Consider the following 21,604-nt stretch of genomic DNA (forward strand, 5'->3'; position numbering starts at 1 on the left):
ATCATGTCATTTGAATATAGCATAGCTTCTTTCTTCTTCATTTTTATAAAAGCAGAATACCTTTTTTACTAGTATATCTCTCCAGACAAATTAAGACTTTTTTCATCATAATCGTAAAAAAACTGCGTTTTTTCTATATTTTTAGACGTATTGTTACAAACTTGTAATATAAAACCTACCATTTTGTCATGAGTTTGTTACATATTGCTGATAGAATAAGAGACAACTATTGGAAATAAAGGAGAATTATTAGATGAAAAAACACATTTTTACATTAGGGGCCACAGCTTTAGTATCAATTGGAATTGCAGACGCAGCATCGGCTGACACAGACACGCATAAAGTAAAAGCTGGAGAAACGTTATTCAGCATCTCACAGCAGCATAATGTAACAGTTGAGGACTTAAAAAAGTGGAATGGTCTTTCTTCCACACTAATTTATGCAAACCAAACATTACAAATTGGATCTACATCTACTGACTCTTCATCTAGTTCAACTCCAACTACAACATCTTCAAATCATACATATACAGTAAAATCAGGTGACACGCTTTATCGTATCGCTAAAAACAACGGTACTTCTGTACAGCAGCTAAAAGAGTGGAATAACTTATCTAATCATTTAATTTATGTGAATCAAGTATTAAAAATAAACGGAACAGGAACAGTTTCATCATCACCTTCAGCACCTGTACAAGAAAAAACAAACGAAACGCAGGCATCCCCGGCTCCTAGCAACAGTAAAAGTTATAAAGTTCAGCCTGGAGATACAATGTGGAGCGTAGCACAGCGACACGGCATTTCAATTTCTCAATTAAAACAGTGGAATAACTTATCGTCTAATATGATTTACATTAATCAAGTGCTACAAGTAGGCGGACAAGCTGCAGCTCAGGCGAAACCATCAACGCCATCACCTGCTACTCCTTCAACACCGTCAACTTCAGCACCGTCGACTTCAACGCCGGCACCTGCTCCAGCGCAAGAAAGTAAGTCGGTTTCGAAAGAGATTACGGTTGAAGCAACAGCTTATACTGCTTACTGTGCGGGCTGCAGCGGAATCACTGCTACAGGCATCGACCTAAGGTCAAATCCTAATCGAAAAGTAATTGCAGTTGATCCTCGCGTGATTCCATTAGGTTCTCGCGTATACGTAGAAGGTTACGGAGAAGCAATTGCTGGAGATACTGGCGGTGCCATTAAAGGTACTCGCGTTGATTTATTTATGGCATCTCAAAGCTCAGCTTTAAATTGGGGACGCAAAACGGTAAAACTTCAAATTTTAGATTAATCATTAAAAGCAGAAGCGTGTTAGTCGCTTCTGCTTTTTAATTTCTTTTCAAACATAATCATATCGATAGCTTGCAGGCCATTCTCGTAAATTGGTGGAGCGTACTGCAAAAAGAAATTCTTTTTGACACCGCTTTGATAAAAGCCTGCCTTTTTATAAAATGCTATGTTTTCAAGACTGGAGTCCGCTGTTCCTACAATCATTTTAGAATATTGGTTACGTTCATACAGTACTTCTAACTTTTTAATGACTTTGCTGCCGATTCCTTTTCCTCTGTATGCTTCTTTTAAACCGATATTCTTTACTTCTACTACCGATTCCTCTTCATCGGTGAGGCACTGCACAACTCCTATCTCCTTCTTTTCATACACAATGGTAAATAAGGAACCTTCATTTATATACGACTTCACTACTTTTTCGTCTTCATCCCCTATTAATAGCAGGTTTAGATAGGAAGCGTGCCGGTCTTTATCAATTTCAATAAGGTCGATACTCATTTTCATCCTCCGAAAAATAAGTCAATAATATTGCTGCCTCTTGAAGATGCTTTATTATATAGCTCTGAATACCCGCAGCTCGTGCAATATACCACAGTAAATTGATTGTGCTGAACGTCTAAGTATCTAGACAGCCCCGTTCCCGTTGTAGCAATTTCTTTTGTTTTTGCTTCTGTATGTCCGCATTTTACACAACCGTTTTTCCCCATTGTCATACTCCTTTACAAATAAAATAACTTCCTATTTATATAAACGGATATAAAAGGAAAAAGTTTCATTAAATTGATAAATAAAGGAAAGTAAGAAACCGCATCTCCAACAGAAGATGCGGTTTCTTACTTTTAATATCAACGGGATGACTGTACACTCGATTTCTATAACAGCAATTCTCTTTTCATAATTTCAACGTTTTTCTGATGACATTGTGCCGTGAAATCAGATGGAAATGCCAATTTATCGTTTAGCTTATCAAGCGCTTCTTTACTGTCTTCTTTCACTGCAGCTTGCAGTTCATCTAAATAAGAGCTGGCCATCTCCACTCGTCTTTGAATTTCAGCTCGGTGATGTGTCGTTTTTCCGTGTCCGGGAACTAGCGTTAGATTTTGGTGCTTAGCTAAAATGTGTCGCGCAGTAGCAAGCGTGTCGCGGTAATCGTTTACACTTTCATATATGTACGGATATTCAAAGTCCGATAAATAATCCCCTGCGATCCATATTGAATTATCGACAATCATAAATAGTCCATCGTTTGTATGACCTTTTGCAAAATAACAGGTAATAGATGTTTCACCTAAGGTAATGTGCTGTTCATTTTCGGTTACCACAATATCCAGCTCCGGGAATATAATATCATGAGATCTTTTTATATAATAGTCATGATCAAACTGCTTAATCATTTGAACTTTTTCTTCTTTGTCCGGATGATTTTTTAAAAATTTGCTGCCGATAAAGGTGGCATTTAATTCTAAGAAAGCGCCATACCCAATGACATGATCAAAATCTCCGTGAGTAAAAAATACATACAGCTTGCGATGATTTAAGATCTCTTGAACATGCTGTTTAATTTCATTAATTTCGTGAGGAAGCCATGTTGGATCAACAACAATCACACAGTCTTTTGTTTCAATCACTGCAGATGTTGTTTGAAATAGCGCGCTTTCAAAAACCGTCATTTGCTCCGTTTTGTATTGAATCATAGAGAACAGCTCCTTATTTTTTCTATCACCCTTATTATAGCGGAAATAGAAAGATAAGGGCGCATATGACGATTTATAAAACGAAACTATGCAAGATGTGATAAAATGCGGAACCAGCCAAACAATGAAATCCAAATAGGAATACTAAATAAGGTTCCCCAAAATAAACCTTTCAAAAAGTTCCCTTGATTCATTCTGATATTCCTCACCTTCATCATATGTTGGTTCTTAGTCTAGCTAAGCTTAATGAAATTTTAGTGAAAAATAAAAAAGAAGCAGCTGCTTCTTTTTTATTTATTATAAAATTGGTGGTCGTACTTAATTTTCGGCAGCTCGCGTACTTCCTGCGACATTCCTGTTCCGCACATCGGACAGTTATAATCAACCGTAACAAAATCTTCTCTCATCCACCCATTACATGATTCAGATTGACACGCATATACAGTCGTATCCATCATTTGATCTACTTCTTCTTCTACGGCTTTTTTTGCAAAATACATGTGCACAGCTCCCTTTTTTTCTTAGTATATGTAAAATTCCCATTTTTTATTTACAGCTTGATCACTTTTTCATCCAGCGTTATTGGACACCCCTATTTAATTGTGTATAATTAAATAAAAAGCAATAGACTGGAGGCAACATGAATGGAACAACTTTATAAGCAGCTGCAGCTAGAAAATCAGCTTTGTTTCTCAATTTACGCCACGTCTCGAGAAATTACAAAGGTGTACAAGCCGCTGCTCGATAAATTAGGAGTAACCTATCCGCAGTATTTAGCCCTTCTTGTTTTATGGGAACATGAAACACTCAGCGTGAAAAAAATGGGCGAACTTCTGTATTTGGATTCAGGCACCCTTACTCCTATGCTAAAAAGAATGCAGGATCAAGAATTAGTGATTCGTGAGCGTTCTCATGAAGATGAACGCGTTGTTTTTATTAGTTTAACCGAAAAAGGAAAAAAATTACGTGATAAAGCTTGTCATATTCCAGAAGAAGTTTTTAGCATGACAAATAAGTCACAGGGAGAATTAGAAAAGCTGAAAGAAACGCTGCAGGAGTTACTGCAATCACTGCATACGTACAATCAAAAATAGACCATATAAAATTGCACATAAAAAAAACGCCTGGATTTCAGAAAAATCCAAGCGTTTTTTTATTTACTCAACCGTTGTATTTAACGTTACGTTAACATTTCCGCGCGTTGCTTTAGAATACGGGCAGAATTGATGTGCATCTTCTACTAGCTTCTCAGCTACTTCTTGTGAAACGCCTTTAATATGAGCGTTTAACACCACGCCAATTTTGAATCCATCATCAGTGTGGTCTTTTAGTAGACTTACTTCTGCAGTAATAGACGAATCAATGTCTTTTTTTTGTTTCTTAGCGATTAAATTTAAAGCGCCGTCAAAACAAGCAGAATATCCTGCTGCAAACAGCTGCTCGGGATTTGTTCCTTCTTTTTTGTTATTTGGAGAAGGATTTACAAGGGTTAAATCAATAATACCATCATCTGATTTAACTCGACCATCTCGGCCTCCAACCGCTGTTGCTTTAGATGTAAATAGTGCGTCTGACATAAGATCACCTCATAGATTATTTTATGTAATTTCATTGCAGACAATCAAAAAAGTCGCAATCAAATTCATTTTGTAATCACTTTGATTACCGTGATAGTAATGTACTTCCCCTTCTATAATGAGTGTAAACCTATTATTTTATACAAAAAAAGAGAGTTACCTCTCTTCTTTTCCTCTTTGTTTTTTTAAACCGCTTTGAATAATGTTATCTCCATATTTTTCACGCAAACTTTCGACCGCTTTGTATAAAGGCTCTTTTTTTGCTTGTTCTCCGTATGTAAACAAATCCAACTGTTCTTCTTCTTGAAGCTGGTGACTCACTTGAAGAGCAGCTACGCCCAATAAACGAATCGGTTCTCCGTTCCAATGCTTTTGAAATAATACCGCACTGTAATGAAAAAGATCGTTTGGCTCGCTAATTGCTTTAGAAATAGTTTGGCTTCGAGTAATGGTTTTAAAATCACTATATCGTATCGTTAACTGAATCGTTTTGCTTACAACTTTTTTCGCTTTCATACGAGAACTCACTGAGTGCGATAGTTTATTTAAAATAGGCAGAACTTCATGTTCATCTACTGCATTTTGAGATAGCGTCGTAGAGTTTCCAATTGATTTAAACTGTGATTGGCGATCAGGGTTCACCTGTCGATCATCTTGGCCCCACGCTCGGTCTCTCATAACTTCTCCTTTTACTCCGAGAGTTTGTTTAAGAAGACCGGGAGCGGCATTTGCTAGATCACCGATCGTCACCACCTTAATCGCATTTAGCTTTTCAGCTGTCTTCTTACCGATTCCGTGCATTTCCTCTACGGCTTTTGGCCAAAGAACTGTTTGGACATCTCTTTTTCGAAGAACGGTAATTCCTAAAGGTTTTTGCATATCACTTGCCGTTTTGGCTAAAAATTTATTCGGTGCGATTCCAATTGACACAGGAATTTGCAGCGTCTGTATTAAATGCTGCTGAATGGACTTTGCTATGTCAAGAGGAGAGCCTAATTCAGCACAGTTTGTAATATCCAAATAGCCTTCATCAATTGAAGCGGGCTCTAAAAGAGGTGAAATGGTTACTAAATAATCAAACATGTTTTTGGACACTTGGCGATATAATGGAAAATTAGGCTTTATAACAACCAGCTCGGGGCATTTTCTTTTCGCTTCCCAAAGAGGCATAGGCGCATACACTCCGCGTTTACGAGCAATATAGTTACAGGTTACAACAATTCCTCTTCGTTCTTTTGGATTGCCAGCAATAGCAAGAGGCTTATCTTTGAGCGTATGATCATGTGCGGTTTCAACAGATGCATAAAAAGCATTAGCATCAATATGAAGAATAACTTTGCCGTTTTTAGGGTACATCATTTTCATACTATCACCTCTTTCTGTATAATTAATCCCCGAAAGAAGAACGTACATTCTTATTTATTATAACTCTTTTTTCCTAAGTTGTGCGTACCTATACTTTATTTTTATTTTGAGCGAACACTGTGTGTCACTCTCTCGTATTCTAATGAAGAAAGGAGGAAGAAAACGTGATTGATCAGCTTATCGGAGCCATTAACCAATTAGGCTACGGATATTTCTTTTTTATCATTTTAGTCGGAGCCAACCTTACTCCTATTCCTGACCCAGTGTATATTATGCTTGCAGGCAGCCAGGCTACGTCTCCATCCGTTCAGTATATTCCAGCTTTTATACTTACCTACAGCGGCATGATGCTTAGCTTATACCTCAAGTTTTTGATAGCCAGTCTTTTTTCAGCTCAGGCGCTTGCGCTATTAAAACGCCCGCGATGGGAAAAGAATGTTATGAAAGTTGAGCGAACGATTCAAGAATATGGATCTCACGCCATCATCGCAAGCTACTTTTTACCAGGAATGCGACATGTGATGCCTTTTTTTCTCGGGGCAAGCGGAATGAAGCATCGTCATTACATTAAAGTCTCATTTTCTTTTGGTTTCATTTGGACGCTGGCTTTATTTATTTTCGGTTCCTTTTTTAATACGACATCTTCTTATACTGATGTGATTGAGATCACTTTAGCTTTTTGTGCGATCAGTTTGATTATCTATGTCGTTCAAAGAAGAAAAATACGAAAAAAACAGCAGTAGTTTGTGTAAAAAAGTTCTTTTCCACAAACTGCTGCTGTTTTATTTATATTAAATGACTTCATTATATCCCTTCACAAAGTATTTGCGCGCGCGGTAAAGAGCTGATTTTAACGTAGTCATCTGCATATTTAATAACTCGGCAATTTCTTCATATTTAAATCCTAATCCATATTTTAATAGAAGCAAATTGCGATACTTAGGATTCAATTGATTTAAAATCGCCTGACATTCAGCCGCTTCTTCGTTTCTGAGGACCTGCTGAATAGGCGTATACATAACGGGTTCTTCTTTGTAAGAAGACGTATAGCGGTCTTTCACTATTTTACGCCTTCCTAAATCACAGCGTTTATTTAATGCGACGCGAAACATCCAAGCTTTTATTTTTTCAGGATCGACCATCTCTTGTTTTTCTAAATATTTTAATGCTACTTCTTGCGTAATATCTTCAGCGTCTTGTCTATTCACACCATTTTTTAATAAATAAGCCAGCACCTGATTTAAATAATCTTGCAATTCCTCGCCGCACATAATAAGTTCTCCCTTGTTATTTTAGTTTTTCTTTTAGTTCTGTTGGAATCATGTTAGCATCAAACATTTGAACTTCAGGACTTGAATTTTTATAACGGAAAACAACTATATAATCCCCTTGTTCTTGAATGGTTGTATGCGAAAGAAAATAATTGATTTGTTTGGAATCTTTAATAGTTAACGCACCTTTTCTTTTAGTTAGAATAGAGGGCGTGTCTACCCATGCATTTTGAAGAATTTCGTGATCTTTATTCTTTAAAACTACAATATTTGAAACGTCTTCTGGCATCACTCGAGCATCTTCGAACATTTTTTCGTGCTTGAGCCACTTTTCAACTTCTTTATATGATTTCTCAAAAGGTATGGAGTCTACACTTCGTCCATTTCCATCCATAAAGTCAATGCTAGACCAGCTTTGTTGTCGAGTCTTAGTATCTTCATATGTTTGATTTTGTATTGATGTCCTTATTGCCTCTTTTAAACTCTCAATTTTGTTTGGATCATTAATTGTAATAGGTTCTGATTTTTTATACATTGCATCAATTTGAACTTCTGTTACATACCTCATATTTTTGTTATCAGGTTCTAAAATATAATAAGAATGGTTTTTATACTCAGGTGTTTCGATAATCCGTTTGTAAAAAGCTGCATAATCCTCTTCACGTATCCTATATTGTCGAACAACTTCTTTTCCATTTTTCAAATTATAAGCAAACGTTATTTCATGAGCATCCCCGGACTCCATTTCTCTTTTAGAAATATTAGGCTGATCTTTTATAATTTGTTTATGCAATGCTCGTATAAAATTAACGGTATTTTTATCAGAATAATAGTAAGGTGGTCTATAATAGTCACCATTCTCTGGATCATGACTTTTAGGATTATCTGTTAAGGAGTAATCATCTTCATCAAAATATACAGATTGAATATTTTCTTGACTTGGTAAGTAACTAGAGTAACCAAAAACATCCACTTTCAAGACTATACCTATAATGATGGCCGCTGCCACAAACAATAAGTAGCCCTTCCATTTATCAAACACGCGCCATGTTTTAGCTAAAATCATATGTCCAAGGAGATACCCTAATAAAGATCCAAAAACATAACCAAAAATAAGCCATTTAAAAGAATCCTTCATCTCTCCGAAGTACATCCCCCATAATAATAATGAGCACGTGGTCAGTCCATAGATAAAAATAGGTTTTAACCAATTAAAAGCGATTGCATGCGTAGCGATTTCTAAACTTCTCTTTCGATATGCAAGAAATGCAATGAAACAAAGTACACAAGCTACAATTGCATATATTACTAGACTGAGATAACTTTCTTTTCCACTATCTAATAGATCTATAATGTGGATAAAAGGAACCAGATCTTGTAAGTTTTCCCCTGAATAATATGTTGTAGCAAACCCATACCAATAAAACTTAACATTCATAATAAAAAACTGAACGAGCGCAGCCGGAAGAATGAATAATATATATATAAACGCACCTTGCAATATTGACATGCCTGTGAACATACCTGCAAATACGGCCCCAGAAAAAACAAAGATATTCAAAATAATAGTATCAATAGCCCATCGTAGAATTAATTTTAGCGTATATAAATCGTCAACATTTACTGAATCTTTAATAAGAAAAAGGACGATGGCTGAAATAATAACGGGTAAAACTAATGATACAATTCCTAATAATACGTTTTGCCAAAATAGCACACCTCTGCTTATTGGTAAGCTATGAATATAATCAGCGGCTGATTTTGTTTGGATATATCGAAATAAAAATATAGCTAGCACCACAGGAACAGTAAACATAAACAAAAATTGAAGGCTTCCAACAACTTCAAACAGATTCTTTAATTTTTCTGTATACATTCCATTTTCGTTAACTTCACCTGTATACCTCAGAATAATTTGAAGTGGCAAAATAAATAAAAGAACAAGTGTATATAGAGCACCAATCCATCCCACGTTTCTCATGGATTGAATCCACATGCCACGGTTAAACGATGATGTTTTCGATTGCATAACCCACATCCCCCATTTCATAAATAAAGATTTCTTCCAGCGTAAGTGGCAAGATGTCAAAAATTAAAGGCTTATACGATCGGACTTTGTTGACTAAGTGATTTTCTTTTCCTCGAACAATACAAAGCAAGACGCTTCCTCGTTTTTCTTGATATAAAATGTCTAGCGTGTCATAAAGCGCTAGCGGCACATCTCCTTCAAATGCAACTTGAATTTTGTGCACATCAGATTTTAAATCATCCAGCTCTTTTTCAATTAATAATTGACCGTGATGCAAGATGCCTACATGATCACACAGATCTTCCACTTCTCGCAGGTTATGTGACGAAATTAAAATCGTCATTTCCCGTTCTGCCACGTCTTGAACAAGAAGGTTTTTAATTTTTTGACGCATTACCGCATCTAAACCGTCGAGCGGCTCGTCTAAGATAAGTACATCAGGCATAGCAGACAGCGCTAACCAAAATCCTACTTGACGCTGCATTCCCTTGGACATTCTATGTACCTTTTTATGTAATTGAATTGGGAAAGCTTCTTTTAATTTTTGGAACCGTTCTTCGTTCCAAGTCGGATAGACGCTTCTATAAAAAGACGCTAATTGCTTAATCGTTGTTTGAGGGAAAAAATAAAGAGAATCTGGCATAAAAATAAGGCGTTCTTTTAAGCCAACGTTTTCAAATACTTCCTCGCCGTCTATGGCAATCTTTCCGTGATCCTGCTTGTAAATACCTGCAATGATTTTTAATAGCGTTGTTTTCCCTGCCCCGTTGGAGCCAAGCAGTCCGTAAATAGATCCTTTTTTTATAGAAAGCGTGACGTCTCTTAGAGCTTCCATTTCTTCAAACTCTTTTTTTATCGCCTTCAGTTCAATCACTATCGCTTCCTCCTTTTACTGCTTTTTCAGCCTGTGAAATAAGTGATAGAATTTCATCTTTGTCCATTCCTAAATACATAGCTTCTGCCAACAGCTTTACTAATTCTTCTTTCATCTTTTTCACCTTCTCGTTATTTAGTGTATCAACTTGAGGCGTTACAAAACTTCCTTTGCCTGGAACTGAATAAATATAGTTTTGATGTTCTAGTTCACGATACGCTTTTTGAATTGTATTTGGATTAATCGTTAATTCTTTTGCTAACAGCCGAACAGATGGAAGCTTTTGATCGGCCTTAAAGACTTCATGAATAATAAGCTCTTTCAATTTATCTACTAATTGCTCGTATATCGGCTTACGACTACGAATATCTAAATCGAACATAGTCTGCCTCCCTTCATCTACCCAAAATCATGATGTGTGTACTAGGTGTATTAACTGTATTACTTATCGCATTACAGTTAATATTATAGTATGTTTTCTGGAAAAAACAAGTACTTTTTTTACTTTTGTTACAATTAGATGACAAAAAAGTGTTTAATAGCTTTATAGATGAAACAAAAATAACTGTAAACAAATTGCGCAGACTGCCTTCGTTGCAAGCTAACATACTCCTTTAAGTCAGCACCTTGTTTTACTTTTCTTAACCAAGTGCCTCTAGTTATTACCATAATAATGTTTTATAATGTTTATAATTAATTTTTTTAATATAAAAGGAGCCATACTCTATGTACTATGATGCGTTAAAGACGTTTGTTTCTGTTGTAGAAGAGCAAAGCTTTACAAAAGCTGCGGAAAAATTAATGATTTCACAGCCAAGCGTAAGCGTACACATCAAAAATCTCGAAAAAGAATTTCAAACTTCCCTGTTCCTGCGTTCACCTAAAATGTTAAAAATCACACCCAGCGGCGAAATTTTATACGATCGTGCTAAACAAATGATTCAAATATATGAGCATACGAAACGAGATATTTACGAACACCATCACCGTGTCAAAGGAATGCTAACGATTGGCGCCAGCTTTACAATTGGCGAATATATTCTTCCTTCCTTTTTAGCAAAGCTTCGTGAACAATATCCTGATATTGATGTAGAAGTGACGATCGGTAATACAAAAGAAATTGCTCAGCTTGTTCGTCATTTCAAAGTGGATGTAGGGCTTATTGAAGGTCACACAGAAGAGTCCGATTTACATATTCAGTCCTTTATGGACGATGAGCTTGCCATCGTTGCGTCAGTGGATCACCCTTTAGCTCAGCTTAAAAGAGTAGAAATTGATGATTTACAAAACCAGCGGTGGGTAGCGCGTGAAAAAGGCTCTGGAACAAGAGAATATTTAGATCACGTTCTAATGTCCAACGGTTTAAAAATGAAAAGCATGCTAACAATCAGCAGCAATCAAGGAATTAAAGAAGCGATTGTTCACGATTTAGGAATGTCTGTACTCTCGCTTTGTGCTATTAAAGAAGATGTAGAACAAAAGCACCTGTCGATTCTCAATGTTAACACCGCTCCTTTTAAGCGCCGTTTTTCTTATATCTATCCTGCTAACAGCGCTCATAAAAAAGTAGCGGAGCTTTTTATTCAGCTTTTAAACTAGGGAATGAAATTAAGACATAACTAAATTACTTCAATCTAAAGACTAAAGTAGCTAGTATAAATTACTTGCGACACCGCAGTTGATTTCCGTGCAAGACTTCGCTTTCCGCGGGCGTCCGTTGAGCCTCCTCGTCGCTTCCGCTCCTGCGGGGTCTCACCTGTTCCGCTTTCCCGCAGGAGTCTCCGTCTTGCCCTCCAATCAGCTGCTAGAAGGAACGAAACAGATGAAACTATGTTCACCATAACAAAAAAAACGAACCACTAATCAAACATGTTGATCAATGGTTCGTTTTTCACTTGGGCTAAAATCCTTTTGTACCGACCTCTTTTTTTAAATCAATAGCTATATGTCTTTACATTTTCTTAGTGAACGTGCGTCTGCTGAGCCGGCATTTTTGATAAACGAACAGCTAAGAAAAAGGCTGTTGTAAGAAACACACCAATTAGAGCAATCACACCTTTCCAGCCGTACGCGCTCCAGCATAAGCCAGCCGCAGTCCCTCCAATACTCGATCCTGCATAGTAAAAAAATAAATATAAAGACGAAGCCTGCGCTTTGTCATGCGTTGCTCTTCTTCCTACCCAGCTGCTGGCGATGGAGTGACTTCCGAAAAAGCCAAACGTCAGCAGCAAAAGCCCGGTAATTTTTATCCATAAAACGGGATGCAGCGTAACGATTGAACCTATAAGCGTAACAGCAATCGTACATAACAGCACCTTTTTCCGGCCGTATCGATCCGCCAGCGTCCCCATCCAGACTGAGCTGAATACTCCAACAAAGAAAATAACAAAAATAAAACTTACAAGTGTATGATTCCAAGAATACGGAGGAGCAGATAAAGCGTATCCAATATAATTGTATAAAGCTACATTACTTCCAAGCAGTGCAAAACCAATAGTAAAAAGACAAAGCATCCCTTTATCTTGAAGATGACTGCGAAGAGAGCCGGTAAGCTGACGAAGTTCAAATGACCGAGAAGTAAAGTTCTGTGAATCAGGCAAGTTCATAAAAAAAACAAATGTGGCCAATAAGCTGATTGCGCTTACAACATCAAGAGCTACAGACCAGTTAAAATACTCCGTGAGCACTCCTGTCATAAGTCTTCCCGCTACGCCTCCAAAGGCGTTTCCGCTTATATAAATCCCCATCGCTTTTCCTAAACTCCCGGGTTCAATTTCTTCTCCTAAGTAAGCCATGGCCACAGAAGGCAGCCCTGCTAACACGATTCCTTGAATAACGCGAAAAATTAACAGCGTTTCAAAGGTAGAGCTAAATGCTGTCATGATACATAGCAATGACGCAAAAATTAACGATAGTCCCATCAGTTTCTTTCGTCCCCACACTTCCGATAAAGAACCTAAAAAAAGCATACTAACCGCAAGCGTGATGGTTGTTAACGAAAGAGATAAACTCGCAAAAGCCGGGGATATTCCAAATTCTTTAGAAAACTCGGGTAAAATGGCCTGTGTACAATATAAAATCGAAAATGTGTTGAAGCCTGCTGCAAAAAGCGCAACATTTGTTTTGCGAAAAGCCGATGTCCCAATTACGGTATAGCTCACAGTTGGTCACTTCCTTTTTTCTCTAAAAAAAAGCATATCACGGTTTTTTAATTCTGTATAATTCATTATGTAAATCGTTTTCATGCATTTCAGTAATGAGTAAAGTGAAAATAGGAATGGACAACAGCCTGAGTATTTTCAAACGACTGTATGCAAGACTGCTATGCTTTCTTGTTTTACACACAAAAAAAGTCGAGCCAATTTTTCATGGCTCAACTTTTTAATCCAATACATAAGATGCTAATACTTTTTGCACGTCGTAAATGCTTTTATCTTTACGAAATTCTTTTGAGATCGGCGCGCTAGAACCCGATACCCAAATATTTAATTCGGCATCTAAATCGAACGTTCCAGCCGTTTCTACGCTAAAATGTGTAATCGTTTTATAAGGAATGGAATGATAATCTGTTTTCTTTCCCGTCACTCCTTGCTTATCAACGATAATTAAACGTTTCGTCGTAAACACCATTAAATCGCGAATGACTTTATACGCTTGTTCCACTCGCTCGTTGGCAATTAAAATGTTTTGTAAATCTTTTTCAGTTCCTCTTATATCTGCTTCTGATGCATTTCCCAATAGTCCATCTAATATACCCATACTTATCACTCCTTTCTATCTACACTACCGCATTTTGTTCTGTCTGGAAACCCAAAACGTTTTTTTAATGAATTAATTTACTTTCACGCGCTTTTTTTGTTAATTCTGCACTCGTTTTACTAAGAGGTTTATGAAGAAAAATGCCAACGAGCAGCACGCCAAGCCAAATGCAAAGTAGAACCGTAACGTCTTTTCTTACAATATCCGCTAACATGCCTCCCACAACTTCTCTCATCATGCTTATTGCATACGTAAATGGTAAAAACGGATTGAGTGCTTGGAAAAAAGCAGGCACGACTTGAATCGGAAATGTACCGCCTGCAGCGGAAAGCTGAAGCACAAGCAAAACAATGGCCATCGCTTTTCCTGCATTGCCAAATATCGCAACAAGCGTATAGACAATCGTCATAAACACGAAGCTGCACAGCAAGCCTAAAAAGATAAAAGGCACTTTGTCTACGACGTACGTTTTGATTAAAAATAAATCGCCTAGCGTCACAATAAAAGCTTGCACAAGAGCAATAGACAAAAACGTTAAAAGTCTTCCAAGATAGACTTCATAGCTTTTGAACCGCTCTTCATCCGCTACTTCTACGCTTAAAATTGAAACTAACAGCAAAGCCCCGACCCACAAGCAAAGCGTTGTATAAAACGGTGACATAGCCGACCCGTAGTTCGGAATAGGATAAAGTCTTTCTTCTTTTAAAAGAACCGGCTTAGCAAAAAAATCACTTTCTTTTTGCACATCGTTTTTTAACAAATTAATAATATCTTCAATGTTTTCTTTTCGCTGAAATTCGCGTATTTTATCCGCTATATTGTGCACGTTTTGTTCAATTCGCGGAAAGTCTTTTGTTATTTTCGCAAGCTCCTGCTGTCCGAGCAAAATGCCACTCGCTGTTTTAGACAGCACGTTCGAAACATCCGGCATACTTTTATTGGCTTCATCAAGCAGTGCGTTTGCGCTTGCTGTTTTATCTTTCGCTTCTTTGATAGCTTGTTCAATAGCCGGCACAATCGTAGAAGAATACGAATTCGTTAACGTATTTAATTTAGAAACAGCTTGGTCGGTGCGAGAACTGAATTTCTCAAGCACACTTGGATCTGGTGCATCTCCATTTTTTGTTTGCTGCTGCAAGTCGTTTACATCCGACAGCTGCTGCTGTAAAAGCGTATGTACACTTTTTATTTGATTAATAACCGGTGAAAGAACGTTACCTTGAGACACCGCATTTAAATCCGTAAGAAGGGTAAGGATCTCTCCTGTGTCAGCAACTTGTTTTGTTAACTGCACTTTTAGCTGTTCCGCTGCTGCGCTGACTTCAGCCGGCGCGATATCTTTTTCCATCAGCTGATTCTTCAATTCTTGAACTCCAAGAGCTCGCTGTTGAACACGGTGCAGCGTTTCGCTGATCGTTGGCTCAGCGTTTTTTAACACTTCATCGCTTTTAGTTAAAAAAGTGTTTAGCTGCTGAGTCATCTGTGCGCCGTCAGCTGTTAATCTCTCTACTTCAGGAAGAGCGGCCTGAGCTTTCGATACAATAGCTCCAGCTTTTTGAGTGGTGTCATTCGCTTCATTAATTACTTTTTTAATTTCAGGAAGACGATTTTCAAGTTCAAAAATTCGTTGTTCAACTTGTTGAATGGTCGGTAAATCCCGCTGCAGGGTAATACCTAGTTCGTTAAAAACAGAAAAAATGGCTCCATTCGCTGTTTTGACGAATTTTTCACTAATCTGTTGTGTTAAGCTGCTGGCTCCTTTGCTTGTAATTTTAGGCGCTACGGCGTTTATTTTTTCGTTTACTTTGTAAAGAATGACCGGCTTTTCCAAACGATCTTGAAGAACGGTACCAAGCTTTTGTGAAAAATCTTTTGGAATAACAATACTTGCATAATAGTCTCCGTGCTTTACTCCGTGATCAGCTTTTTCTTTGGAGACAAACGTCCATCCAAGCGTTTTATTTTTCTTTAACGTTGCAATAATATCTTTTCCCACGTTTACGTGCTGCCCTCTTATCGTAGAACCTTCGTCTTCGCTCGTTACTGCAATGGCAATACCTTCAGTCCGCCCGTATGGATCCCAAGATGCTTTTATATTAAACCATGCGTAAAAAGACGGCAGAATCATAAGCGTCAGCACAATGATAATCATCGCCCAATTGGTAAAAATCCTTTTTAAGTCACGCGTATAAATATAAACAGTATTTTTCATATGTCCCACCCAGTTTTATTATTACAAGTTAGCTTATCCATGTTCGAAGAAACATATTTCTGATACTATAGAAAAAGTTAGATATGGTTTTAGTAGAAAGGATGATGAACATGACAGAAAGACTTTATTATAGCAATCCCTACATAAAAACGTGGGAAACAGAAGTGACAGAGACGCGCGCTCTTTCAACTGGCTACGCATTAACGTTAAAACAAACCGCTTTTTATCCAGAAGGCGGCGGACAGCCTTCTGACTACGGTACTATTGCCGGAATCGACGTAAAAGATGTTTACGAAGAAAATGGAGAAGTCTATCATCTCGTTGATACACTGCCTGCACAAACGAACGTCACGTGTGAAATTGATTGGCACCGCCGCTTTGATCATATGCAGCAGCATAGCGGACAGCACTTACTTTCGGCTCTATTAATCGATACATATGATATTCACACCGTTAGCTTTCACTTAGGAAGCGAAGCAGTCTCTATCGATTTAAATGTACCTCAGTTATCTCATGAGCAGCTATTACACATTGAAAAAGTTGTAAACAATGCTATTTACAGCAACCGCCCCATTAAAACGTACGAAGTGAAAAAGGAAGACTTACATACTCTTGCGCTTCGCAAAGTGCCCGAGCTAGAAGACGAAGTGGTACGCATCGTAGAAATTGAAGGCATTGATGTTTCTGCCTGCTGCGGTACTCATGTGAACCAAATTGGAGAGCTGGGTCTCATTAAACTTACGAAAACAGAAAAGCAGCGCGGCAATACACGCCTCTTTTTTAAATGCGGTATGCGTGCATTAGCTGATTATCAGCAGTCTCAAGAAATCGTAGCAAAACTTAGCAATAAATTCAGTACAAGCCGTGAATTAGTTATAGAACGCATTAAAAAATTGGAGACTGAACAAAAAGAGCTGCAAAAACAACTAGAAGAATTAAAAAATGAAAATGCAGCTTATTTAGCAAGGGAATTAGAAGCCAAAAAAGAAGGATCATTTCTGTACCATCACTTTGAAAATCGTACACTAAAAGATGTGCAAGCTTTGACAAAGCAGCTTCTTCAAACGCCTGATACAACGCTTCTTTTTGCTTTTTCAAGTGATCAAAAAGTCTTACTGGCTCACAGCGGCAGTGAGGTAACATGCGGAGAACTTTATAAAGAGCTGCTTCCGCTTTACGATGGAAAAGGCGGCGGCGGACCAAAACAAGCTCAAGCCAGCTTTTCATCTTCTGAAAATATGAACGCATTTCTTAGCGCAGTAAAAGAAAAAATAACTGGAGCATAACAAAAAGCCTGTCTTTAAAAAGACAGGCTTTTTCAACACAATCAGCTTACTAAATAGCCAATTAATAACCCAATTGATAAAGTAAATCCAAAAAACGTATTTGTTTGAGCAGTTGCTTTCATTGCAATAAGCTCTCCGCGTACAAATGCTTGTACGGCTTGAATGGGCTTAGGTGCACTAAGGAACACTAAGAAAATCCAAGGGCTAATATCGAAAAATACAACTAATGCAACGGTCCAAATATACGCAATGCCGAACAAAGCAGCTAAAAATCTAATCGCATTTTTAGAACCTAATAAAATAGCTAGCGTACGTCGTCCGCCTTTTGTATCTTCTTCTATATCACGAATGTTGTTAGACAAATTAATCGCGCCTACTAAAATCGCAATAGGAAGTGATACAAAGATGCTTTCAGACGTTACGGTATTTGTTTGAATAAAAAATGAAATCAACACGAACATAGCGCCCATGCACAGACCTGAAAATAATTCTCCAAACGGCGTATACGCAATCGGAAGCGGTCCGCCTGTATACAAATAACCAATCGCCATACCTACTAATCCAACTAAAGCAAGCCACCAGCTGCTGTTTGCACATATATATACGCCTAAAATAAGAGCAATTCCATAAGAAATCAGTGCTAAATTTAATACCGTTTTCGGCTTCATTCCGTGTCTGACGATGGCTCCTCCAATTCCTACGGAGTCTTCTGTGTCTAACCCGCGTTTAAAATCATAGTACTCGTTAAATACGTTCGTCGCAATTTGAATCCACAAACATGAAAAAAGCATCGCAAGGAACATCCAAACGTTCACATGGCCATAAAACATAGCTAGAACTGTTCCAATCAAAACGGGTACAAACGATGCCGTTAACGTATGAGGACGGGTTAATTGCCACAAAATTTTCCCTTTACTGTACTGCTCGACTGCAGCTTTGTTTTCTTTGTTATGACTTGTCATCATCCTCTTCCCTTCTATTACGAACCGTATCTCTATTTAAAAGTGCTGCTTTTAACATAATGAATGATAGCAAACTTACTCTAAGACAATACACGTCCGCCCAACAAAAAAATCACGGAATCCTTTAAAATATAAGTTCCATCTTATATCATAATAATTTATTGCTCTTTTTACAAGATGACCGCTTATACATTTCCGGCTTTTTTCTGCAAAAATCTGCTTTGACGCAGAAATTTATAGGAAAAAGATAAAAAACCTTTATGAAAAATGAGATTAAGACATAACTACATCAATGCCATCTAAAGAAGCACAAATGGGATACACGAGCTGAACAGCTTGTGACCCCGCAGCTGATTTCCGTGCAAGACGTCGCTTTCCGCGGGCGGCCGCTGAGCCTCCTCGTCACTTACGCTCCTGCGGGGTCTCACCTGTTCCGCTTCTCCCGCAGGAGTCTTTGCCTTGCCCTCCAATCAACTGCTAGAAGGAACGAAACACATGAAAGCTATCTTCACAATAAAAAAAGCCGAACGAATTGGATTCTCAATCGAGAATCGAACTCGTTCGGATCTTCCTTTAACTAACATACGTTCATACAAGCCTCTTTTTTTATCACTACATCTTAGTAATTAAAACCGTCGTCCCCGTGTCTTCTGCGAAATCTTTTATGAAAACATGAATCGCATATCGCATGATCATGATTCCAAGGAAGGTCTTTAGAACACGCACTGCACGTTCTTTTAAATTTTTTCATATCTTTTCTTAATACGTCATGTATTTTGTTTGTAAGCTCTTCTCGGACACGCTCCCAGTAAATAGCTTCCGGTCTTCTATCCATTCGATATAAAAATAAAAGATGCAGGCCAATCGCCTTATAAGATAGCTCTAATTTTTCCAGTGAACCTTCTATTATCCTTGGTTCAGGTAATTCTTCTCTGTTAACAATTGCATTCATGCTAGCCACCCACTGCTTTTTCAAAGAGCTTTCTTTTGCTGAAAACGGCAGCTGCAAGTAACCATATAAATCAACAATGGGCATTTTTGCTTCAATCAGCGTGTCTTTCACTTCCTCATAAAGCTCACGTTCTTGTGCCAGGTTTGATTTTTGTGTACCTTTTGGATTTTTAAATTTAGCCCACATGTCAAAAAACGTTCCGAGGTCATGATGATATTCTTTAAATCTTCTTAGCATATCTGAAGTAGGCGCAATTGAAAATTTGCTGATTTGCTCGTCTGTTGAAAATAACAGTTCTCTCATTTGCTTTGCATCTTTAGCGAATGCAACTTCTCCCACATTATAGAGACCCTTTCTTCCAGCACGACCTGCAATTTGCTTTAACTCTTGAGAAGTCAACAACCTCCGTTTTTGCCCATCAAATTTCATGTTTTCTAAAAGCACAATTCGTCTAATTGGAAGGTTTAACCCCATTCCAATTGCATCTGTAGACACAATGACAGTTGTTTCTCTATTAATGAACTGCTCAATTTGTTTTCTTCTTGTTTCAGGCGGCATACTTCCATAAATCACGCTAACTTTATGACCATCTTTTTCTAGCTTAGCCGCTGTCTGGAGCACTTTTTTACGCGAGAAAACAATTAAAGCATCTGCGGGTTTCACTTGTTCAATTTTGAAATTTCGAAGATCTACTTTTAAAGGTATATCTCTTTCGTACTCATGAATTTCTGAGATCACACCGTCTAACATCTCTTCTAACATACTTCGAATGCTTAAACTCCCGATCACATGAACTTGTTTGGCATTAGCTCGGGTGATGGCTTTATACCATGAAAACCCCCGATCTCGGTCTTGAATCATCTGTGCTTCATCAATTACCGTTACATCGCCATGTTCTAATTCACTAAACATTTCTACCGTACCGGCCATGTGCTGAGCATCTTCAACAATCTTTTCTTCTTCACCTGTTTTTAACGAACAAGCAACTCCTTCTTTGTTCAGCTTTTCAAAGACTTCTAAAGCTAACAGGCGAAGCGGCGCTAAGTAACTACCCGAAGCAGCTTTCTTTAATGACTTTAATGCCGTATACGTTTTTCCTGTGTTTGTATCACCGAGATGAAGAATGTATTCCGTTTCTTTTCTTGGATCCATTTCGTATTCTGCACCAAAAATATAATTTAACTGTCGCTGTTCTTCTTCAATCAGCTTGTTCTTTTCTTCACGTTCACGTTCTTGTTGTAATCGTCTTTCTTCCAGCTGCTGTGCATATCGCTTTTTATGCTCTTCGATCGTTAAGTTGTGATCTGAAACTTCTAGTACATCGGAAAGCTTTTCTTCTACAAGCATTCTTTTATATTCATAGACTAAATCCGATAAATCACTTCTGAGTGCTTTTATAATATCCATTCGTGTTACCGAATCATTTGTATAAGATTTATACCCTTCTTTAAATGAAGCAGGAAGGTCATCCATAATCATAGTTGGAATGATTTCATAAATTTTATCGGTGATAAATACCTCGTATACATCTTCATACGTTTCAAACAAGATAATCGTTGAATATCTGTCTAATTCTGAGCTTACGTTCCCAGTGAGCTCTTGAAAAAAGTCATGAACCGTTTCATAATCATGGCGTGTTAAATCACCGTTTTCTATTAATTCATCTTCAAGCTCAGTATGCGGCGCATAGTTTTCAATATACTTTGAGTTTGTTTCAATGTCTTTTGATAGCTGATGTGAAAGCTGTTCTCTTATATGTAGGTAATACAGCTCTTTGTTTACTTCCAAAATAGGAGCTGCTTCTAAATTTAACTGTAATTGATATCTGGCTTTTCGATCATTAATACTTTGCTGTCTTTCTTTCTCTTTTCTTTCTTCTTCTTTTTTGGCAAATTCAACTCTTGCTTCTCCGTATAGAGATAGCCACTCTGCTTTATTGCCCTTTCCGTACTGCTTTTCTAACCAAGAAAAAGCATCAAATTCTATACCTTTTCTCGTTTCTTTAGCAAATAACTTATCGATAGCTTGAGGTTTATATCCTTTTATCTCAAAGCCTCTTTCTGTTAAATACGATCTTCTGTTTTTCTTAGATACAGAAGAAACAACTATTTTTCTCCACGCAGTCCCCCAGGCTTTTTTTATAAAAGAGTGCCTGTCTGTTAAATACGTCTCTAAATCCGGACATTCGTCTTGTTCACCTAATACGCTTTTTATATCCTGTAGCAATGTATGCTTAGTTTTTTCAATGGCCCTGCTTTGAATAGCCTCTAATTCGAGCATAAAATTCTCCTTTGGAAAGTTTTCCTACATTTATTATAGGAAAGACCCCTTAT

General features: G+C 37.6%; 21 protein-coding genes and 1 pseudogene. 5 read left to right on the plus strand and 17 right to left on the minus strand.

The window, feature by feature from the left end; all coding sequences use genetic code 11:
• The first annotated feature begins 253 nt into the window (after nucleotides 1-253).
• A complete protein-coding gene (locus tag ACNHOZ_RS17320) occupies nucleotides 254-1,291 on the plus strand; it encodes a LysM peptidoglycan-binding and 3D domain-containing protein (protein WP_255900826.1) in 1,038 nt (345 codons plus the stop codon).
• Between the two features lie 20 nt (nucleotides 1,292-1,311).
• Here ACNHOZ_RS17320 and ACNHOZ_RS17325 read toward each other — a convergent pair whose 3' ends face one another.
• The 4 genes from ACNHOZ_RS17325 to ACNHOZ_RS17340 form a co-directional block, all read right to left on the minus strand.
• The gene (locus ACNHOZ_RS17325) at nucleotides 1,312-1,788 is read right to left on the minus strand and encodes a GNAT family N-acetyltransferase (RefSeq protein ID WP_098112586.1); all 477 of its coding nucleotides are present in this window, start codon (nucleotides 1,786-1,788) and stop codon (nucleotides 1,312-1,314) included.
• A 2-nt stretch (nucleotides 1,789-1,790) separates the two neighbouring features.
• Nucleotides 1,791-1,997 (minus strand): zinc ribbon domain-containing protein, encoded by a 207-nt coding sequence (locus tag ACNHOZ_RS17330; protein ID WP_047751005.1) that lies wholly within the window; start codon nucleotides 1,995-1,997, stop codon nucleotides 1,791-1,793.
• Between the two features lie 165 nt (nucleotides 1,998-2,162).
• Nucleotides 2,163-2,984 carry an MBL fold metallo-hydrolase gene (locus ACNHOZ_RS17335; RefSeq protein WP_028413406.1) on the minus strand — a complete coding sequence of 274 codons (822 nt, stop codon included), beginning with the start codon at nucleotides 2,982-2,984 and terminating at the stop codon, nucleotides 2,163-2,165.
• 290 nt (nucleotides 2,985-3,274) lie between these two features.
• Entirely contained in the window at nucleotides 3,275-3,484 is a 210-nt protein-coding gene (locus ACNHOZ_RS17340; RefSeq protein WP_014460174.1) for a cold-inducible protein YdjO-related protein, read from the minus strand.
• Nucleotides 3,485-3,628: 144 nt separating this feature from the next.
• Between ACNHOZ_RS17340 and ACNHOZ_RS17345 the strand changes: the two genes are divergently transcribed.
• A complete protein-coding gene (locus tag ACNHOZ_RS17345; RefSeq protein WP_014460175.1) occupies nucleotides 3,629-4,078 on the plus strand; it encodes a MarR family winged helix-turn-helix transcriptional regulator in 450 nt (149 codons plus the stop codon).
• Between the two features lie 63 nt (nucleotides 4,079-4,141).
• On the opposite strand, the gene ACNHOZ_RS17350 is transcribed toward ACNHOZ_RS17345, so the two are convergent.
• Together ACNHOZ_RS17350 and ACNHOZ_RS17355 are read right to left on the minus strand one after the other, a co-directional pair.
• Nucleotides 4,142-4,561 carry an organic hydroperoxide resistance protein gene (locus tag ACNHOZ_RS17350; RefSeq protein ID WP_016764045.1) on the minus strand — a complete coding sequence of 140 codons (420 nt, stop codon included), beginning with the start codon at nucleotides 4,559-4,561 and terminating at the stop codon, nucleotides 4,142-4,144.
• Between the two features lie 156 nt (nucleotides 4,562-4,717).
• Nucleotides 4,718-5,926 carry a DNA polymerase IV gene (locus ACNHOZ_RS17355; protein ID WP_047751006.1) on the minus strand — a complete coding sequence of 403 codons (1,209 nt, stop codon included), beginning with the start codon at nucleotides 5,924-5,926 and terminating at the stop codon, nucleotides 4,718-4,720.
• 164 nt (nucleotides 5,927-6,090) lie between these two features.
• Here ACNHOZ_RS17355 and ACNHOZ_RS17360 point away from each other — a divergent pair, with 164 nt between their 5' ends.
• On the plus strand, nucleotides 6,091-6,669 hold the full coding sequence (locus ACNHOZ_RS17360; RefSeq protein ID WP_048020980.1) for a DedA family protein: 579 nt from the start codon (nucleotides 6,091-6,093) through the stop codon (nucleotides 6,667-6,669).
• Nucleotides 6,670-6,717: 48 nt separating this feature from the next.
• Here ACNHOZ_RS17360 and ACNHOZ_RS17365 read toward each other — a convergent pair whose 3' ends face one another.
• The 4 genes from ACNHOZ_RS17365 to ACNHOZ_RS17380 are packed head-to-tail and all read right to left on the minus strand — an operon-like array spanning nucleotide 6,718 to nucleotide 10,482.
• Complete coding sequence (locus tag ACNHOZ_RS17365) at nucleotides 6,718-7,197, minus strand: RNA polymerase sigma factor (RefSeq protein ID WP_028413409.1); 480 nt, start codon at nucleotides 7,195-7,197, stop codon at nucleotides 6,718-6,720.
• Nucleotides 7,198-7,213: 16 nt separating this feature from the next.
• Nucleotides 7,214-9,226, minus strand: a complete 2,013-nt coding sequence (locus ACNHOZ_RS17370; protein WP_063248032.1) for a DUF6449 domain-containing protein — start codon at nucleotides 9,224-9,226, stop codon at nucleotides 7,214-7,216.
• Nucleotides 9,201-10,100, minus strand: coding sequence for an ABC transporter ATP-binding protein (locus ACNHOZ_RS17375; protein ID WP_048020984.1), 900 nt, complete (start codon nucleotides 10,098-10,100; stop codon nucleotides 9,201-9,203). The genes ACNHOZ_RS17370 and ACNHOZ_RS17375 overlap by 26 nt, the downstream gene beginning before the upstream one ends.
• A complete protein-coding gene (locus ACNHOZ_RS17380; protein ID WP_013083081.1) occupies nucleotides 10,093-10,482 on the minus strand; it encodes a GntR family transcriptional regulator in 390 nt (129 codons plus the stop codon). The genes ACNHOZ_RS17375 and ACNHOZ_RS17380 overlap by 8 nt, the downstream gene beginning before the upstream one ends.
• 344 nt (nucleotides 10,483-10,826) lie before the next feature.
• Here ACNHOZ_RS17380 and ACNHOZ_RS17385 point away from each other — a divergent pair, with 344 nt between their 5' ends.
• Nucleotides 10,827-11,699, plus strand: coding sequence for a selenium metabolism-associated LysR family transcriptional regulator (locus ACNHOZ_RS17385; protein WP_047751008.1), 873 nt, complete (start codon nucleotides 10,827-10,829; stop codon nucleotides 11,697-11,699).
• 35 nt (nucleotides 11,700-11,734) lie between these two features.
• Here the strand turns inward: ACNHOZ_RS17385 and ACNHOZ_RS17390 are convergent, their stop codons facing one another.
• The 4 genes from ACNHOZ_RS17390 to ACNHOZ_RS17405 all read right to left on the minus strand — a co-directional run bounded on the left by ACNHOZ_RS17390 (nucleotide 11,735) and on the right by ACNHOZ_RS17405 (nucleotide 16,071).
• Nucleotides 11,735-11,941 (minus strand): hypothetical protein, encoded by a 207-nt coding sequence (locus ACNHOZ_RS17390; protein WP_162200721.1) that lies wholly within the window; start codon nucleotides 11,939-11,941, stop codon nucleotides 11,735-11,737.
• 120 nt (nucleotides 11,942-12,061) lie between these two features.
• Nucleotides 12,062-13,261, minus strand: coding sequence for an MFS transporter (locus ACNHOZ_RS17395; protein WP_048020987.1), 1,200 nt, complete (start codon nucleotides 13,259-13,261; stop codon nucleotides 12,062-12,064).
• Nucleotides 13,262-13,481: 220 nt separating this feature from the next.
• Entirely contained in the window at nucleotides 13,482-13,859 is a 378-nt protein-coding gene (locus tag ACNHOZ_RS17400; protein ID WP_014460184.1) for a PH domain-containing protein, read from the minus strand.
• A gap of 64 nt (nucleotides 13,860-13,923) precedes the next feature.
• Entirely contained in the window at nucleotides 13,924-16,071 is a 2,148-nt protein-coding gene (locus ACNHOZ_RS17405; protein WP_048020988.1) for a YhgE/Pip domain-containing protein, read from the minus strand.
• A 110-nt stretch (nucleotides 16,072-16,181) separates the two neighbouring features.
• Between ACNHOZ_RS17405 and ACNHOZ_RS17410 the strand changes: the two genes are divergently transcribed.
• Nucleotides 16,182-17,357 (plus strand): alanyl-tRNA editing protein, encoded by a 1,176-nt coding sequence (locus tag ACNHOZ_RS17410; RefSeq protein WP_048020990.1) that lies wholly within the window; start codon nucleotides 16,182-16,184, stop codon nucleotides 17,355-17,357.
• Nucleotides 17,358-17,398: 41 nt separating this feature from the next.
• On the opposite strand, the gene ACNHOZ_RS17415 is transcribed toward ACNHOZ_RS17410, so the two are convergent.
• From ACNHOZ_RS17415 to ACNHOZ_RS17425, 3 genes and pseudogenes are all read right to left on the minus strand, one after another.
• The gene (locus ACNHOZ_RS17415) at nucleotides 17,399-18,319 is read right to left on the minus strand and encodes a 1,4-dihydroxy-2-naphthoate polyprenyltransferase (protein ID WP_048021477.1); all 921 of its coding nucleotides are present in this window, start codon (nucleotides 18,317-18,319) and stop codon (nucleotides 17,399-17,401) included.
• 273 nt (nucleotides 18,320-18,592) lie between these two features.
• Nucleotides 18,593-18,793 (minus strand): annotated as a pseudogene (locus ACNHOZ_RS17420) (hypothetical protein).
• 145 nt (nucleotides 18,794-18,938) lie between these two features.
• Nucleotides 18,939-21,551, minus strand: coding sequence for a helicase-related protein (locus tag ACNHOZ_RS17425; RefSeq protein ID WP_048020992.1), 2,613 nt, complete (start codon nucleotides 21,549-21,551; stop codon nucleotides 18,939-18,941).
• Nucleotides 21,552-21,604: the final 53 nt, after the last annotated feature.

It is taken from the genome of Priestia sp. D51, from assembly GCF_053345675.1.

Excerpts from the sequence above, each read along its gene's own strand:
- ACNHOZ_RS17320 (WP_255900826.1), top strand. The coding sequence starts at position 254 with ATGAAAAAACACATTTTTACATTAGGGGCCACAGCTTTAGTATCAATT.
- ACNHOZ_RS17325 (WP_098112586.1), bottom strand. The coding sequence starts at position 1,788 with ATGAGTATCGACCTTATTGAAATTGATAAAGACCGGCACGCTTCCTAT.
- ACNHOZ_RS17330 (WP_047751005.1), bottom strand. The coding sequence starts at position 1,997 with ATGGGGAAAAACGGTTGTGTAAAATGCGGACATACAGAAGCAAAAACA.
- ACNHOZ_RS17335 (WP_028413406.1), bottom strand. The coding sequence starts at position 2,984 with ATGATTCAATACAAAACGGAGCAAATGACGGTTTTTGAAAGCGCGCTA.
- ACNHOZ_RS17340 (WP_014460174.1), bottom strand. The coding sequence starts at position 3,484 with ATGTATTTTGCAAAAAAAGCCGTAGAAGAAGAAGTAGATCAAATGATG.
- ACNHOZ_RS17345 (WP_014460175.1), top strand. The coding sequence starts at position 3,629 with ATGGAACAACTTTATAAGCAGCTGCAGCTAGAAAATCAGCTTTGTTTC.
- ACNHOZ_RS17350 (WP_016764045.1), bottom strand. The coding sequence starts at position 4,561 with ATGTCAGACGCACTATTTACATCTAAAGCAACAGCGGTTGGAGGCCGA.
- ACNHOZ_RS17355 (WP_047751006.1), bottom strand. The coding sequence starts at position 5,926 with ATGAAAATGATGTACCCTAAAAACGGCAAAGTTATTCTTCATATTGAT.
- ACNHOZ_RS17365 (WP_028413409.1), bottom strand. The coding sequence starts at position 7,197 with ATGTGCGGCGAGGAATTGCAAGATTATTTAAATCAGGTGCTGGCTTAT.
- ACNHOZ_RS17370 (WP_063248032.1), bottom strand. The coding sequence starts at position 9,226 with ATGCAATCGAAAACATCATCGTTTAACCGTGGCATGTGGATTCAATCC.
- ACNHOZ_RS17380 (WP_013083081.1), bottom strand. The coding sequence starts at position 10,482 with ATGTTCGATTTAGATATTCGTAGTCGTAAGCCGATATACGAGCAATTA.
- ACNHOZ_RS17385 (WP_047751008.1), top strand. The coding sequence starts at position 10,827 with ATGTACTATGATGCGTTAAAGACGTTTGTTTCTGTTGTAGAAGAGCAA.
- ACNHOZ_RS17390 (WP_162200721.1), bottom strand. The coding sequence starts at position 11,941 with ATGGTGAACATAGTTTCATCTGTTTCGTTCCTTCTAGCAGCTGATTGG.
- ACNHOZ_RS17400 (WP_014460184.1), bottom strand. The coding sequence starts at position 13,859 with ATGGGTATATTAGATGGACTATTGGGAAATGCATCAGAAGCAGATATA.
- ACNHOZ_RS17405 (WP_048020988.1), bottom strand. The coding sequence starts at position 16,071 with ATGAAAAATACTGTTTATATTTATACGCGTGACTTAAAAAGGATTTTT.
- ACNHOZ_RS17410 (WP_048020990.1), top strand. The coding sequence starts at position 16,182 with ATGACAGAAAGACTTTATTATAGCAATCCCTACATAAAAACGTGGGAA.
- ACNHOZ_RS17415 (WP_048021477.1), bottom strand. The coding sequence starts at position 18,319 with ATGACAAGTCATAACAAAGAAAACAAAGCTGCAGTCGAGCAGTACAGT.
- ACNHOZ_RS17425 (WP_048020992.1), bottom strand. The coding sequence starts at position 21,551 with ATGCTCGAATTAGAGGCTATTCAAAGCAGGGCCATTGAAAAAACTAAG.